At 63.5% G+C, this 14,807-nt stretch carries 11 protein-coding genes; 4 read left to right on the top strand and 7 right to left on the bottom strand.

Features of this window, described 5'->3' with window-relative positions:
- Nucleotides 1-97: 97 nt before the first annotated feature.
- The 7 genes from yajC to ACHHTY_RS07435 form a co-directional block, all read right to left on the bottom strand.
- Nucleotides 98-427, bottom strand: coding sequence for a preprotein translocase subunit YajC (gene yajC / locus ACHHTY_RS07465; RefSeq protein WP_395493479.1), 330 nt, complete (start codon nt 425-427; stop codon nt 98-100).
- A gap of 86 nt (nt 428-513) precedes the next feature.
- Nucleotides 514-1,665, bottom strand: a complete 1,152-nt coding sequence (gene tgt / locus ACHHTY_RS07460; protein ID WP_395493478.1) for a tRNA guanosine(34) transglycosylase Tgt — start codon at nt 1,663-1,665, stop codon at nt 514-516.
- A 141-nt stretch (nt 1,666-1,806) separates the two neighbouring features.
- Nucleotides 1,807-2,901 carry a M24 family metallopeptidase gene (locus tag ACHHTY_RS07455; RefSeq protein WP_395493477.1) on the bottom strand — a complete coding sequence of 365 codons (1,095 nt, stop codon included), beginning with the start codon at nt 2,899-2,901 and terminating at the stop codon, nt 1,807-1,809.
- 11 nt (nt 2,902-2,912) lie between these two features.
- The gene (locus tag ACHHTY_RS07450) at nt 2,913-3,173 is read right to left on the bottom strand and encodes a hypothetical protein (RefSeq protein WP_395493476.1); all 261 of its coding nucleotides are present in this window, start codon (nt 3,171-3,173) and stop codon (nt 2,913-2,915) included.
- Nucleotides 3,174-3,208: 35 nt separating this feature from the next.
- Nucleotides 3,209-3,808 (bottom strand): DUF6657 family protein, encoded by a 600-nt coding sequence (locus ACHHTY_RS07445; protein ID WP_395493475.1) that lies wholly within the window; start codon nt 3,806-3,808, stop codon nt 3,209-3,211.
- Between the two features lie 235 nt (nt 3,809-4,043).
- On the bottom strand, nt 4,044-6,155 hold the full coding sequence (locus ACHHTY_RS07440) for a bifunctional aldolase/short-chain dehydrogenase (RefSeq protein WP_395493474.1): 2,112 nt from the start codon (nt 6,153-6,155) through the stop codon (nt 4,044-4,046).
- A 141-nt stretch (nt 6,156-6,296) separates the two neighbouring features.
- Nucleotides 6,297-7,289 (bottom strand): calcium/sodium antiporter, encoded by a 993-nt coding sequence (locus ACHHTY_RS07435; RefSeq protein ID WP_395493473.1) that lies wholly within the window; start codon nt 7,287-7,289, stop codon nt 6,297-6,299.
- Between the two features lie 239 nt (nt 7,290-7,528).
- Here ACHHTY_RS07435 and dnaG point away from each other — a divergent pair, with 239 nt between their 5' ends.
- From dnaG to topA, 4 genes are all read left to right on the top strand, one after another.
- Nucleotides 7,529-9,370 (top strand): DNA primase, encoded by a 1,842-nt coding sequence (dnaG, locus tag ACHHTY_RS07430; protein ID WP_395493472.1) that lies wholly within the window; start codon nt 7,529-7,531, stop codon nt 9,368-9,370.
- 189 nt (nt 9,371-9,559) lie between these two features.
- Entirely contained in the window at nt 9,560-11,230 is a 1,671-nt protein-coding gene (gene rpoD, locus ACHHTY_RS07425; RefSeq protein WP_395493471.1) for an RNA polymerase sigma factor RpoD, read from the top strand.
- Entirely contained in the window at nt 11,220-12,350 is a 1,131-nt protein-coding gene (gene dprA, locus ACHHTY_RS07420) for a DNA-processing protein DprA (RefSeq protein WP_395493470.1), read from the top strand. Before rpoD ends, dprA begins: the two co-directional genes overlap by 11 nt.
- A 96-nt stretch (nt 12,351-12,446) precedes the next feature.
- Nucleotides 12,447-14,753 (top strand): type I DNA topoisomerase, encoded by a 2,307-nt coding sequence (gene topA / locus ACHHTY_RS07415; RefSeq protein WP_395493469.1) that lies wholly within the window; start codon nt 12,447-12,449, stop codon nt 14,751-14,753.
- The last annotated feature ends 54 nt before the right edge of the window (nt 14,754-14,807 follow it).

Here is a 14,807-nt window from a genome sequence, read left to right as displayed (position 1 = left end):
TGCGGCGCTTCTGGGAGGACCAGTTGACCGGGATCATGCTCCGGCCCCACCTCAATGCCCGTTAAGTCGGCTGTAACTACAACCTCACCCGCGGATATCAGCTGCCGGCCGGCTTGGCCATGCCAAGATCCCGGTTCGCCGGCCCCATGATATAGGGCCGGGCCACCTTGACCCGCACCTTGTCGGCAATCTCCAGGGTAACCACGGTGTCGGTCAAGCCGGTGATGGTGCCCTGGAGCCCGCCGCTGCTGACAACTTCATCGCCGATTTTCAGCGCCGCCAGAAAATGCTGGTGTTCCTTGGCCTTCTTCTGCTGGGGCCGGATCAGCAGAAAATAGAAGATCACAAAAATCAGAATCAGGGGAATAAAGGCGCCTAAGCCACCTCCCGTCGGAGCCGCTTCGGCGGCGTGGGCTATACTTACCATGGTAAATCCTCCAGTTTAGTTGCGGGTTATAGATGTTGAGGCGCCGGCCCGAAGGGCCGTGGCGCCGCCTGTCCATGCTGGCCAAGCTAATCCGCCGCCGGCCGGTCGTCCGGCTGCTGGCGGCTGATGAAATCCCGGTAAAATTCGAGAAACCGGTCCTGCTCGATGGCCTGCCGCATGGCGGCCATCAGCCCCGTGTAATAGCTGAGATTGTGGATGGTCATCAGCACCGAGGCCAGAATCTCCCGGGCCAGGTAGAGATGGCGCAGGTAAGCCCGGCTGTAGTGACGACAGGTGTAACAGTCGCACTCCTCGTCCGGCGGCCGGGGATCATCATGATAACGAGCGTTTTTTATAACAAGCCGACCACGGGAAGTAAAGAGCATTCCGTTGCGGGCGTTGCGGGTGGGCATTACGCAGTCGAACATGTCGATTCCCCGCTTGACCGCCTCCACCAGGTTGCGGGGGGTGCCCACCCCCATCAGGTAACGGGCCTGATCCCGGGGCATCCCGGCGGCGGTGGTCTCGCAGATTTCATACATCAGTTCTTCCGGTTCGCCGACGCTCAAGCCGCCGATGGCATAACCGTCAAAACCGATTTCCACCATGGTTTCCAGGGAGCGCAACCGTAAATCCCGGTACATTCCCCCTTGGATGATGCCGAAAAGCAGCCGGTCCCTCTCCCCCTGGGCCGCCCGGCTGCGGGCCGCCCAGCGTCCGGTCAGGGAGGTGGCCGCCTCCGCCTCCCGGTAGCTGGCGGGATAGGGAATGCAGGTATCGAGGCACATCATGATATCGGTTCCCAGATCCTGCTGGACCGCCACCGCCGATTCGGGACTGAGAAAGAAGGCGGAACCGTCGATATGGGATTTGAAGGACGCGCCTTCTTCGGTGATTTTGGCCAGTTGCTGGAGGGAAAATATCTGAAAACCTCCGCTGTCGGTGAGAATCGGCCCCGACCAGTTCATGAAGCGGTGCAGGCCGCCGAGCTTTTTAATCAAACGATGGCCGGGGCGCAGATAGAGATGGTAGGTGTTGCCCAGGATAATTTCCGCCCCCAGTTCCCACAGGCTTTCCGGCATTACCCCCTTGACCGTGGCCTGGGTGCCCACCGGCATGAAGACCGGGGTCTGCACGGTCCCATGGGCCGTGCGCAACTCGCCCCGACGGGCGGCGCACTGGCTGGAGCGGCCCAGCACCGTGAAGGGCGAAGCGGCAGAATCGTGATCGTTGAGCAAAATTGCAAAACTCCTTCAGGCCACCAGCCGTAAAGTAACCGCCGCGCCCTGGTCGCTACCCGGCCGCCGGTAAACCCCGGCCACTTCCGCCGCGGTTTTTATCGGTCCCCGGTTCAGGGGCATCGGCCGGCTCAGCCGGAATCAGACATCGAGAAAAGTGTTGTCGCGGTTGAGCACCCGGCACCCGGCTTCGGTGACCACGGCCATATTCTCCAGCCGGATCCCGCCCCAGCCGGGCAAATAGACCCCCGGCTCGACGGTCACGACCATGCCGGGCCGGAGCAGCTTGCGGTGGCGATAACTGAGCGACGGTCCTTCGTGAACATTGAGCCCCACTCCGTGGCCGAGGCTGTGGCCGAAATGATCCCCGTGCCCGGCCGCGACAATGACGCTGCGGGCCACCCGGTCGACGAAACTGCCGCTGACTCCGGCCCGCAGGGCCTTTTGGCCGGCCAGTTGAGCCCGGCGGACCAGGCGGATCAACTCCAGGGTCCGGTGGTCGGGCCGGCCCAGGACCACGGTGCGGGTCATGTCGGAACAATAACCGTCCACCTTCAGGCCCATGTCGATGATCACCGGCTCCCCGGCGGCAATGGGGCGGCTGGTGGGGACCGCATGAGGTTTGGCCCCGTTGGGACCGGCGGCGACGATGGGGGGGAAACTCGGGCCCTCGGCGCCCCGGCGCCGCATGGTTTCTTCAAGCAGCCAGGCCACTTCCTGTTCACTGATCCCCGGCTGCATCTGTCGGTAAACGGTGCTGAAAACCTCTTCATTGAGCCGCACCGCCTCCTCGATCAGGGCCAGTTCGGCCGCGCTTTTAACCTGGCGCAACTGCTCCACCAGGTCGGTGAGGGGCACCAGTTCCACCCCCTTCTCGGCGGCCAGCTTTGCCAGGTTGAGATAGACCGAATGGAGCAGGTAGTGGCTTTCAAAGGCCAGCCGGCGGGGGGCCAGGGAGCTGAAAAGGCGGCGCAGCAGGGGAAAAAGGCCGCGGGGATAAACCCGGACCTCGAATTCCGGCGCTTCCTCCCGGGCCTGCAATTGATAGCGGCCGTCGGTGAGCAGGAAAGGTTTCCCCACCGCCGGGATCAGCAGCACGCCGGCGCTTTCGCCAATACCATGGTCAGCGGCCCGGTAGCCGCTGAGATAGCGGCGATTTTCCGGCTGGGTAACCAGCAGGGCATCCAGGTTGCGCCGTTGCAGGCGCCGGCGGAGACGGGCGAGCAGGGAAGACATCCCGAGCGGACTCAATGGAGAAAGTGGACAAAGACCTTGACCCCGTAGGGAAAAAGCTTGCCATGGAGTTGCTGGAGGGCCCGGGTGGGGTCGGCCTGGCCGAAATTGACCTGAAAACGGTACGGTTTATCAAGCACCGCCATATGCTCAAAGCGGTGCCGGCCGTAGCGGGTTTCGCTGCCTTCGGCATACCACTGGCGAAAGCGATTCTCCACCTCGGGCAGATCCTCGGGTTTGACCTCTTCGATATCCAACAGAATTTCCACTTCCATATGGCGCTTACCTCCCAGACTGACTTGAGCCGCGCTCAGATTCTGTGCTCAACCTGCTGCTTGTGCTGCTCCAGGGCCCGGCCGTACTGACTGTTCAGCTCGTCCTGAATCCGTTGCCATTCCTCCTGGAACTTGGGATGCTGTTCGGGGCCCAGTTTCATCGCCACTCCGGTTCTCCGGGCCAGATCGCCCTCCAGCATGGCCAGTTGCTGGGAGAACTGCTCGGCCAGTTGCTGGCGCAACTGGCGCCGGTGGGTGAGGTATTGCTCCAGGATTTTTTTCATGTCGCCCAGCAGCCGCAGCATTTCCCCGCCCGTGCCGGCCAGTTCCAGCAGCCCGGCCATGGCCTTTTCCGCCGGACCCAGCTGTTCCTCATCCCGGGGCAGAAAGATATTGCGCAACAGAGTCTGGGCCATGCCCCGGCGCAGATCGGGCTGAGCCTCGGCGGGAGAGGCGGCCAGCAAAGCGGCCAGGGAGGCTTTTTCCCCCCGCAAATAAGCCGCCGCCTGGCGCATTCCATCCCGCTGGCGCTCCTCGCCGCGGTAATCGGGATCAGCCGCGGCGCTACCGGCTGCATCCATGGCCGCCAGCCGCTCCATCACCTTCTCCATGGTGCTCTTGATCTCATCGCTCATAAACCAAACTCCTTCCCCAGCTTTTTCCGCCAACTATACCCGCCTTCCCCCCCGGCCAACAACCCCAAAGAAAAAAATAACCCGCCCCAAACCGGCGCTAACTCTTCTCGGCCAATCCGACCAGCGGATAGCTGAACGGGCGGCAGTGCCGCAGGTTCGGGCAAGCGGTTCGGTGCCGCGTAGCAGCGCTACGCAAGCCGGGCCGATCGCGCGAAGATGCGGTGCTGCCGCCCGTTCAGCGGGGAAAGGCGGCGGGGATCCCACCGTCAACCGGCAAAGTAGCCCCGGTGGTGGGGGTAAGCCCGGCGGCGAAAAAGACCACCGCGTTGCCCACGTGTTCGGCCAGCACCGTGGCCTTGAGCAGGTTGCGGTTGCGGTAATAGTCGCGCAAGCCGGCGGGATCGAGCTTGCGGGCTTCCATCCGCTCCGGCCCCACCACGTCCCAGAGCCCCGAACTGACCCCGTCGGCATCGAAAACCGCGTCGGCATTGATCATATTGACCCGTACCCCGATTTCCGCCAGTTCCAGGGCGGCTATCTTGCCCAGTTGATGGGCCGCCGCCTTGGAGGCGCTGTAAGCCCCGAAGGCCGCCCCGGGATCAAAGACATTCTTCGAACTGTTGATGATGATCTGACCGCCATAATTCTGGCGGCGGAAAATCGGCACCGCGTGCTTGATCACGGTAAAAACCCCGTGACAGTTGACCGCCATCACCCGGGCCAAATCGGTGGTGGTCAGCTCCTCCAGCCGGGCCACCAGGGCAATCCCGGCGTTGGGGACCAGGATGTCGAGCCCCCCGGCCCGCCGGACAATCTCGGCCATCCCGGCTTTGACCGATTCCTCGGCGCTGACGTCCATCACCACGGTATCGACCAGGGCAGCTCCGAAGCGCGGCCTCAACTTTGCCGCCACCGTCGCCAGGCGTCCCGCGTCGATATCGCTCAGGAAAACCCGGGCCCCGGCCGCCAGCAGCTTGGCGGCGATCCCCACGGCCATGGCGCCGCCGCCGCCGGTGACCAGGGCGACCCGGCCCGCCAGCGGCGCCAGCTGGCTTTTACCCAGCTTGGCCTGCTCCAGGCTCCAGTATTCCATGGCGAAGATATGCTCTTCGGCCAGATCCTGGTAGGAGCCCAAAACCGCCCCTTGCTGCTTGGTCAGGATGGTGTGCTCGGCAATGTCGGCGGCGATGGCCGCATCCTTGGGCGAAAACCCGGCTCCGATCAGCCCCAGGCCGGGAACCAGAATCACCCGGGGCCGGGGATCGAGGATGGTTTTGGCCTCGGCGGCCCGGCTGCTCTGGCGTTGAAAATAGGCCCGATAATCCTGCTCGTAGGCGCTGACGGCGCTCTTGACCAAGGCGGCAAGTTCCGGCTCGGCCGGCGCCGGGCCGGCGGTGGCCGGATCGAGGAACAGGGGATAATTCTTGGTCCGGATTACATGGTCGGGGGTCAACACCCCGCTGACCAGAAGCTCCCGAGCCCCGGGCCGGGCCAAGGCCGCCAGCAGTTCCGGCTTTTGTCGCAATTCCAGGCTGAAATAGCGGCGCCCGGCTCCCTCCTGCTCAAAACTCAAAGCTCCGCGAAGCAAGGGCAGCCAGCGGACCGGATCAGGGGCGGCCGCCTCTGGGGCCGGACCGGCGGGGCGCGGCGAGGCGGCCGGGGCGGCGGCGGCCAGGTAGTGCTCGGCCCGGGTCACGTAAGCGATCATCCGGTCGTAAGCGGTTTGGGCCTGGTCGGCAAAGGTGAAGATCCCGTGCTGGAGCAGGATTACCGCCTCGATCTCGGGCCGCGCCTCGTAAAGTTGGGCCATCGCCTGGGCCAGGGGAAAACCCGGCATTATAAAGGGCAGGATGCCGATCTTGTCGCCCAGGGCCTCGCGCAACCGGGTTTCCGGCTCCGGCAGATGGGTCAGGGCGACAATGGCGTCGGCGTGGGTATGGTCGATAAAACGATGGGGCAGAAAGGCGTGAACCAGGGTTTCGATGGAGGGGTTGGGAGCGGTGGAGTCCAGCATATGGGTGCGGAACTGGTTGACCATCTCCTCGTCGCTCAAGGTCTCGAGGACCCGCAGGCGCCGCAACCAGGCCAGATCGAGGGCGGGGAAACCGGCCGCTTCAATGCGGCCCAGATCCCAACCGCTCCCCTTGATATAGAGCACCTCCATCTCTTCCCCGAGCAGATTGGGGGTCAGATCCTTGACCGAAGTATTGCCGCCGCCGTGCAGGACCAGATCAGACTCCCGGCCGAGCAGGCGGGAGGTGTAAATCCGCAGGGCCAGATGCTCGGAACAACCGGGGCGGGCGGCGACAAACTCCCGGGCCTCCAGGGTATCAAAGCGATTTTTCATGGGTCTCCCCTTTAAGTTCGAACTTTGCCGCCGGCCCTCAAGAGCAGCCCGGCCGGATGGGGTCATTGGGTTTTCAGGCTAAGCAGCGGCCGGTCCCGATAATTAATCTCTCAGCCTCGGGGCGGGCCGAGGCCGGGCCCTTTACCAGGCCAGCGAAATGAGATAGGCGACATAGCCCCCGAGCAGCAGCACGCCCAGGCCCCGGCCCAGCCGCCCCCGCAGCACCAGGGCCGCCAGCAGCACCAGGGAAAAGAACAGCATCACCGGCAGGTCGCGATAAAGCAGCACCGGCGGCAGGCTGAAGGGCATCAGGGAAGCGGTGACACCCATGACCATCAGCAGGTTGAAAAGGTTGCTGCCGATGATGTTGCCCACCAGCAAAGCATCCTGGCGCTGGCGGATGGCGGCCAGGCAGGTGGCCAGTTCCGGCAGCGAGGTGCCCAGGGCGGCCAGGGTCAGCCCGATCACCAGTTCGGAGACCCCCAGGCCGCGGGCAATCTCCACCGCCCCGTGCAAAAAAAGCTCGGAGCCCCCGGCCAGAGCCACCAGTCCGACCAGGACCAGCAGCAAAGCCCGCCCGACTCCGCTATCTTCCCCAGGGGCATCAGGGGCGGGATCAGCTTCGGCTTCCGTCGCGGCAACGGCCACGGTCGCGGCGGGGGCCGACTCGACGGCGGCATAACGGTAGGCCACAAAGGTATAAATCAGCAGGGTGGCCACAAAAAGCCCGCCGACCGGCCGGGGGAAAAAACCAGCACCGACCAGGATGAAAAGAACGGCGGTGGCCAGGTGCAGCAGGACCATTTCGACGGCCACGACCCGAAAGGCCAGCCGCAAGGGGGCCAGCAATAACGAAATTCCCAGAATCAAACCGATATTGGCAATATTGCTGCCCACCACATTACCGAGCATGATCTCGGGATGCCCCCGCCAGGTCGCGGCCAGACTGATAAAGAGCTCCGGCAGCGAGGTGCCGAAGGCCACCACGGTCAGGCCGATCAGCAGGGAACTCATCCCCCAGTGGCGGGCCAGCTTGCGGGCCCCGTTGACCAGCAGTTCACCGCCGCCGAGCAGCAGCAGCAGGCCGGCCAAGAGAATCACGAGGGGGAAAATGAGGGGGGAAAATTCTGTCATCGTTTGAACCCGAAAAAGAGCTGGAAAGCCGGTCGGCAGAAGACGTATATCGGCGAACCGTCAGGGCCGGCGAAGGTTTGCCGGCCGGGTCAGGGTAACAGGGAAGCCCTGGTGGGTAAAGTCTTTTCGCTTGACAGGAACGCAAAAACCGTTACAGATTCTATGTTCTTTTTTGTATGTTGCGCTTGCGGAACACCCGGTGCGCCACCGCAAAATTAGCTGCAAGAGGTCCTGTCCGTATGGCTGTCCACCATGACGACCAGCTGCCTGATCAACGCCGGGAGGTGGTCAGGCGAATCAAGGAGACGGCGGATATCACCGAAATCATCGGGGAATACGTGAATTTGCAGCGATCCGGCGCCAACCTCAAGGGTCTTTGTCCTTTCCACGCCGAAAAAACCCCCTCCTTCATGGTCAGTCCGGCTCGCGGCAGCTTTCACTGTTTCGGCTGCGGCGAAGGTGGAGATGTGCTCAGCTTTCTGATGCTCTACCACCGGATCAGCTTTCCCGAGGCCCTCAAACAGCTGGCCGCCCGCTACCATATCACCCTGGCGGAAACCACCCTCTCCCCCCGGCAGCGGGAAGAAGCCCGCAAAAGGGAAAGCCTCTATGCCGTCAACGCCCGGGCCGCCGCCCTTTATCGCCATTTTCTGCTCAACGATCCCGCCGCCGCCGCCGCCCGCGCCTACCTGGCCCGGCGGGGGATGACAACCGAGGTCGGCGAGCTTTTTCAACTGGGGTATGCCCCACCGCGCTGGGATTTCCTGGGCAACATCCTGCAGCGGGAAGGGGTCTCGCCGGCCATCGCCGCGGAGGCCGGCCTGCTGGTGGCCCGCGACGGCGGCACTCCCCGGGAGGGGCAAGCGTCCGACCGTGATCGGGGTTATTACGACCGCTTCCGCGACCGGATTATTTTCCCCATCGTCGATCTAACCGGCCGGATTTCCGGCTTCGGCGGCCGCATCCTGGGGGAAGGGGAGCCCAAATACCTCAACACCCCCGAAACCCCGATTTTCAGCAAGGGCCAGACCCTCTTCGGCCTTTACCAGCACCGGGACGCCCTCCGCAAGGCGAGAAGCTGCCTGCTGGTGGAGGGCAATTTCGATCTCCTGGCCCTGGCCGCCCACCAGGTCCACGAGGCCGTCGCCCCCCTGGGCACCGCCCTCACCGCCGATCAACTCAGGATCCTGCGTGGTTACGTCGACGAAGCGATCCTGCTCTTCGATGGCGACAGCGCAGGGCTCAAGGCGGCGATGCGAGCCGTGCCGCTCTTCCTGGCCGAAAAGCTGACCGGCCGGGTGGTGATTCTGCCGCCGGGTCACGACCCCGACAGTTTTGTCCGGGAACACGGCAAGCAGGGACTCAGCGAACTATTGGCCGGGGCCCAGGCCCTGCCGGAATTTATTTTTGATCAACTCGCCGCCCGCCACGGCCTGGGAGTGGACGGCAAGAACCGGATTATTGCCGAACTGGCCCCCATCACCCAGGCCCTGGGAGACCAGTTGCTGTTGCGCACCCGCTTCATCGCCCACTTCAGCGAGCGCCTGGGCATTTCCAGCGAACAGTTCTGCCAGAGCCTCGGCCCGGCTTCCCGTCGCCCACCGCTCCGGGGCCAAGCCGGCCCGAATGCCGCGCCGGGCTCAGCGACCAGGCTTAAGCTTTCCCCCAACGAGGAAAAAATTTTCGCCTTTATTTTTTTTCATGGCCGCTTTCTGGACGACTTCCTCGCCGCCGGTCTGGCGGAAGTTGCCGTCAGTCCGGCAGCCCGGGCCCTGCTCGAGCTGGTAACCAGCCACGCCGCCGAGTTCAGCCGAGCCCCGGAAACCCTGCTCGAGGAGGCCGATCCCCTGCTGCGGCCCCTGGTTTCCAGCCTGCTCATCAACGGCGGCGACCTCTATCCCCAGGATCGGCAGGAGGAAAGCGCCCTGGAATTGCTGGCCTGGCTGCGCCAGCACGGCCACCGGCGCAACTGTGACCAGTTGAACCGGGAGATCAGCGCCGCCTACCAGGCCGGAGACCAGGAACGGCTGCTGGAGCTGATGAAACAGAAGCAGGCCCTGTCCGGTGCCGGCGGCGGTTGAGGGTCGGGAACCAAGGCGGGCGGCCGGGCACCCTTCCCGCCCCGCCTGGGACCAGTAAATGCCGGATTCGCCAAGGCCTTTGCGCCGTCAGGCTGGCGCCTGACCAGAGCCGGTTGCGGTCCCAAGGTCACCAGGACCCGGCTTTTTGGGTGAACTTGTCTTCAATTTCGTGGTTTAGGAGCTGTAATCATGACCAATAAGAAAAAAATCGCAGCCCGTCCCGCCCGATCCAACGGGACGGTGAAGGCCCGCCAGGGCAATAAGCGATTCCTGGCCGATGAACATGAAGCCGCTGCGCGTGATGAGCTGGGGAACGAGGATGACTGGATGATGGGCGAAGCCGCAGAGTTGCCCCGCCCCCTGGGCCACGATCCGGCCGATCCCGATTACGGCGAGGATGATCCCCTGATCCCCATGGTCGACGCCCGCCGGGCCGGTGGCCCGGAAAGCGAAACAGCCGACGACGGGCCAAGCGGCGACGATGAGCCCTATTCCTGGCCGGGAGAATCGGCCGCCGACCAGGTTGACCCGGTCAAGGTTTATCTTCAGGAAATGGGGGCGGTGGCCCTGCTTGCCCCGGAAGAGGAAGTCGCGGTGGCCCAGGAGATCGAAAGGGGCGAGCATCTGATCCAAAACGCCCTGCTCACCGCCCCTCCGGCGATCCGCTACCTGGAGGAGATGGCCGAAAAAATCCAACTCGGCAAGAAAGCCATCGGGGATATGCTGCGCGGCCTGGACGAAACCGACAAGAGTGCCTGCGATGAAGCCCGCAGCCGCTTCTGCTGGCAGGTGGGTGAAGCGGCCCGTTTGGCCCGGGAGAGTACCGAGCTGCGCCGGGATCTGCTCATGGTGACCAGCGAAGCCGCCCGCCGCCGCCTGAAAAGCCGGATCAGCCGCAACGACAAGGCCCAAAGCGCCCTGTTCAGTGCCGATCGCATCTGCACCAAGCATCTCCAGACCATGACCCGCCGCTTGCGGCGCCTGCAAAAAATGTTCTGCGAGGATCAGGCCGCCGCCCGGCTGGCGGAAACCGTGACGGCCCGCCAGGGCCACTACCTGGACAAACACGGCCTCGACGCCCGCAGCCTGCAGGAGTTGCTCACCGCCATCGACCACGGCGAGGAGGCCAGCCGGGCGGCCAAGAACCGGCTGGTCCAGGCCAACCTGCGCCTGGTGGTCAGCGTGGCCAAGAAGTACGCCGGCCGCGGCCTGCAACTGCTGGACCTGATCCAGGAGGGCAACATCGGCCTGATGAAAGCGGTGGAAAAGTTCGAATACCGCCGGGGCTACAAGTTCAGCACCTACGCGACCTGGTGGATTCGCCAGGCCGTAACCCGGGCCATCGCCGACCAGGGGAGGACCATCCGGATCCCGGTTCACATGATCGACACCATCAACCGATTGCTCAAGGGCACCAAGGAATACCATCGCCATTACGGCCGGGAGCCGACGCCCGAGGAAATGGCCGACCACCTGGGGGTGGACATCGAAAAGGTCAAAAACATCCTTAAAATCGCCAAGGAGCCCTTATCGCTGGATACCCCGGTGGGCAGCGGCGAGGACAGTTCCCTGTCGGATTTCATCGAGGATGCCGATTCCACCTCCCCCGACGATGCCACGATCTATGACAACCTGCGGGCCAGTCTGCGCCGGGTGCTCAAGACCTTGACTCCACGTGAGGAAATGGTTCTGCGGATGCGATTCGGCATTGATACCGCCGTCGATCTGACCCTGGAGGAAGTGGGCGAAAATTTTGCCGTCACCCGCGAACGGATCCGCCAGATCGAAGCCAAGGCTCTCAAGAAGCTCAAGCATCCAACCCGCAAAAACATCCTTTCCTCTTTTTACGATGACGAATGAGGCCGACCACCATCTCCTGCGCTGGCTGAGTCTGGCCCACACCCCCGGCCTGGGCCTGATCGGCGCCAGTCGCCTCCTGGCCGCTTACGGTGATATCGAGGCGCTCTTCCGGGCCGGACTCGACGAGCTGAGCGCCCGGGGAGTGCGCCGGGAAACAGCCCTGGCCCTGACTCGCCGGGCGGGCCTGGCCCCGGCCCGGCAGGAGTTGGCCCGGATCCGCCGGGCCGGTATCCACTGCCTGACCCGTTCCGACCCGGCCTACCCCCCCCTGCTGCAAGAAATCAGCGACCCGCCTCTGATCCTTTACGGCCAGGGTGACCTGGCCGCCCTGCGGCAGCCGGCGCTGGCCGTGGTCGGGGCTCGCTCGGCCTCGGTTTACGGCCGCAAAATGGCGGAAACGCTGGCCGGCGACCTGGCCGCCACGGGAATCACCGTGATCAGCGGCGGAGCCCTGGGAATCGACAGCGCCGCTCACCAGGGGGCCCTGGCGGCTCCCGCCGGGCGGACGGTGGCGGTTCTGGGCTGCGGCCTGGACGTTATTTACCCGCCCCAGAACAAAAAACTTTTTGCAATGATCGCCGCAACAGGTATGCTTCTGAGCGAATATCCGCTGGGCACCAGGCCCGAACCCTTTCGTTTCCCGGCCCGGAACCGGATCATCAGCGGGATCGCGGTGGGAACCGTGGTGATCGAGGCGGCCCGGCGCAGCGGCTCATTGATTACCGCCGAGATGGCCCTTGACCAGGGTCGGGAGGTTTTCGCCGTCCCCGGCCGGGCGGACAGCAGCAAAAGTGAAGGCTGCCACCGCCTGATCCAGGAGGGGGCCAAACTGGTCCATCGGAGCGCGGACATTCTGGCCGAGCTGGCCTTAAGTCCCCTGCCCGCCCAAAGCCAAATCATCTCCGGCCCGGAGCCCGCCGCGCCGCCGGCGCCGGACGGCGATGCCGCCGCCATCCTGGCCGTCTTGGATGAGTACCCCCGGGATATCGAAGAAATCATCGCCGCCTGCCGCCTGCCGGCCCAGCGGGTCAACGCCGTGCTTTTGGAACTTGAACTGCTGGGTCGGGTAGAGACTGAACCGGGTCCCCAGTACCGGAAAACCAGCAGCCCCGCAGCTTGACTCAAAGCCGCGGGGCCCCTCTGGGGCTGCAAAAAACGCGGCATAAGGGGCAAAAGCCTACAATATCAATTCAGCATCGGTAAAAAAATAAAATTCATGGGAAAATCACTCATTATTGTCGAATCTCCGGCCAAGGCCCGGACCTTGCAGAAATATCTCGGCAAGGACTATACCGTCAAGGCCTCGGTGGGTCATATCCGCGATTTGCCGGTTAAAAACCTGGGGGTTGATATCGAGCATGATTTCGCTCCCCAGTATGTAACCATCAAGGGCAAGGCCAAGGTCATCAGCGAGCTCAAAACCGCGGCCAAGGACGCGGAACAGATCTTTCTCGCCCCCGATCCCGACCGCGAGGGGGAGGCCATCGCCTTCCATATCGCCGAAGCCCTGAAGACCAGCAATAAGCCGATCCGCCGGGTGCTTTTTCATGAATTGACCAAAAAGGCGGTGCTGACCGCGCTCGCTCAGGCCGGTGAAGTTGACCGCCATCTTTTCGAGGCCCAGCAGGCCCGACGGGTCCTCGATCGGCTGGTGGGCTACCAGATTTCACCGCTGCTCTGGGACAAGGTCCGCCGCGGGCTCAGCGCCGGCCGGGTCCAGTCGGTGGCGGTCCGGATGATCTGTGAACGGGAACGGCAAATCGAACAATTCGTGACCGAGGAATACTGGTCCATCAATACCCGTCTGGCCGGGCCGCAACCGCCACCCTTTGCGGCCATGCTGGAGCGGATCAACGGCCATAAAATCGACAACCGCAAATTCAAGATCGCCGACCAAAAACAGGCCGCCGCCCTGGTCGAGGAGATCGAAAAAGAACCGCTCAGCGTTCTGGCAGTGGAAAAAAAACAGAAGCAGCGCCGGGCCAGCGCCCCCTTCATCACCAGCACCATGCAGATGGAGGCCAACCGCAAGCTGCGCTTTTCGGCCAAAAAAACCATGGCCCAGGCCCAGCGCCTCTACGAGGGCATCGAGCTGGGCAAGGAAGGGCCCGTCGGCCTGATCACCTACATGCGGACCGACTCCACCCGGATCAGCGACGAGGCCATCGCCATGGCCCGCGACTATATCGCCACGGCCCACGGAGCTCCCTACCTGCCCGCCAAACCGGTGCGCTATAAGACCGGCAAAGGCGCCCAGGACGCCCACGAGGCGATCCGGCCCACCGATGTCAACCGGACCCCGGCCAGCCTGGCCAAACTGCTGGACCGGGATATGCTGGCCCTCTACACCCTGATCTGGAAAAGGTTTGTCGCCTGCCAGATGGCCCCGGCCATCTACGACCAGACCAGCATCAGGATCGCCGCCGGCCCAGCTGGCAAGCACGAGTTGAAGGCCACCGGCTCGATCATGCGTTTTCCCGGTTTCATGACCCTTTATGTCGAGTCGGAAGACGATAACGGCGCCGATGACAAAAGCGGGGGCGACCAGGACTCCCTGCTGCCCGATCTCCAGGCCGGGCAGGCGCTGGAGTTGCTGGCCATCGAGCCCAAGCAGCACTTCACCCAGCCGCCGCCCCGCTACACCGAAGCGACTCTGGTCAAGGCCCTGGAGGAAAACGGGGTGGGCCGGCCCAGTACCTATGCCGCCATTATTTCGACCATTGTCGAAAAGGAGTATGTCCAGCTGCAGCAGCGCAAATTTTCCCCCACCGACCTGGGCCTGGTGGTCAACGATCTGCTGGTGGCCCATTTTCCCAAGGTCATCGACGCCGATTTCACCGCTTCCCTGGAAAAGGAACTGGATGAAATCGAAACCGGCAAAATCGATTGGGTGCAGGTGCTGCGGGATTTTTACGGCCCTTTTCAGCAGAACCTGGAGCAGGCCCGGGAGGAGATGAAGTCGGTCAAGCACAGCGCGGTGCCCACCGATATCCCCTGTCCCTTATGCTCCGGCAAGCTGGTGATCAAATGGGGCCGCAACGGCGAGTTTTTGGCCTGTGAAAACTATCCCGACTGCAAGCACACCCAGGATTTCAGCCGCGATGAAAAGGGAGTGATCCACCCCCTGGAACGGGAGGCGCCGGAGGAGTCGACGGAGATCTGTGATAAGTGCGGAAAAGCGATGGTTTACAAACAGGGCCGCTTCGGCCGCTTCCTGGCCTGCTCGGGCTATCCGGACTGCAAGAACGTCCGGGCCCTGAGCACCGGGGTTCCCTGCCCGGAACCGGGCTGCGACGGCGAAATCGTCCAGAAAGTTTCCAAGCGGGGCAAGGTTTTCTACAGCTGCAACCGCTACCCCAAATGCAAGTTCGCGCTCTGGGACAAGCCGGTCAATAAATCCTGCCCGGTCTGCGAATCCCCTTATCTCCTTGAAAAAGTTGGCAAAAAGGGGGTTCGCCTGGTCTGTCCGGAAAAATCCTGCCGTTACGCGGAAAAGGTCGAAGAGTCAGCGGAAGAGGAATAAGCCGCCCGCCGCCAAGCGGCGGCGAGGGCGATTCCTTGGAGCCGCGTTTAACGG

Origin of the sequence: Desulfurivibrio nitratireducens, from assembly GCF_044068515.1 — a bacterium.
GTDB lineage: Bacteria > Desulfobacterota > Desulfobulbia > Desulfobulbales > Desulfurivibrionaceae > Desulfurivibrio.
The sequence above is the reverse complement of the archived record's forward strand: the minus strand, read 5'-3'. Positions and strand labels throughout refer to the sequence as shown.

Bases quoted from the DNA above. Each gene is read 5' to 3' on its own strand.
- ACHHTY_RS07450 (WP_395493476.1), bottom strand. From the start codon at position 3,173: ATGGAAGTGGAAATTCTGTTGGATATCGAAGAGGTCAAACCCGAGGAT.
- topA (WP_395493469.1), top strand. From the start codon at position 12,447: ATGGGAAAATCACTCATTATTGTCGAATCTCCGGCCAAGGCCCGGACC.
- dnaG (WP_395493472.1), top strand. From the start codon at position 7,529: ATGGCTGTCCACCATGACGACCAGCTGCCTGATCAACGCCGGGAGGTG.
- rpoD (WP_395493471.1), top strand. From the start codon at position 9,560: ATGACCAATAAGAAAAAAATCGCAGCCCGTCCCGCCCGATCCAACGGG.
- ACHHTY_RS07435 (WP_395493473.1), bottom strand. From the start codon at position 7,289: ATGACAGAATTTTCCCCCCTCATTTTCCCCCTCGTGATTCTCTTGGCC.
- dprA (WP_395493470.1), top strand. From the start codon at position 11,220: ATGACGAATGAGGCCGACCACCATCTCCTGCGCTGGCTGAGTCTGGCC.
- ACHHTY_RS07455 (WP_395493477.1), bottom strand. From the start codon at position 2,901: ATGTCTTCCCTGCTCGCCCGTCTCCGCCGGCGCCTGCAACGGCGCAAC.
- ACHHTY_RS07445 (WP_395493475.1), bottom strand. From the start codon at position 3,808: ATGAGCGATGAGATCAAGAGCACCATGGAGAAGGTGATGGAGCGGCTG.
- ACHHTY_RS07440 (WP_395493474.1), bottom strand. From the start codon at position 6,155: ATGAAAAATCGCTTTGATACCCTGGAGGCCCGGGAGTTTGTCGCCGCC.
- yajC (WP_395493479.1), bottom strand. From the start codon at position 427: ATGGTAAGTATAGCCCACGCCGCCGAAGCGGCTCCGACGGGAGGTGGC.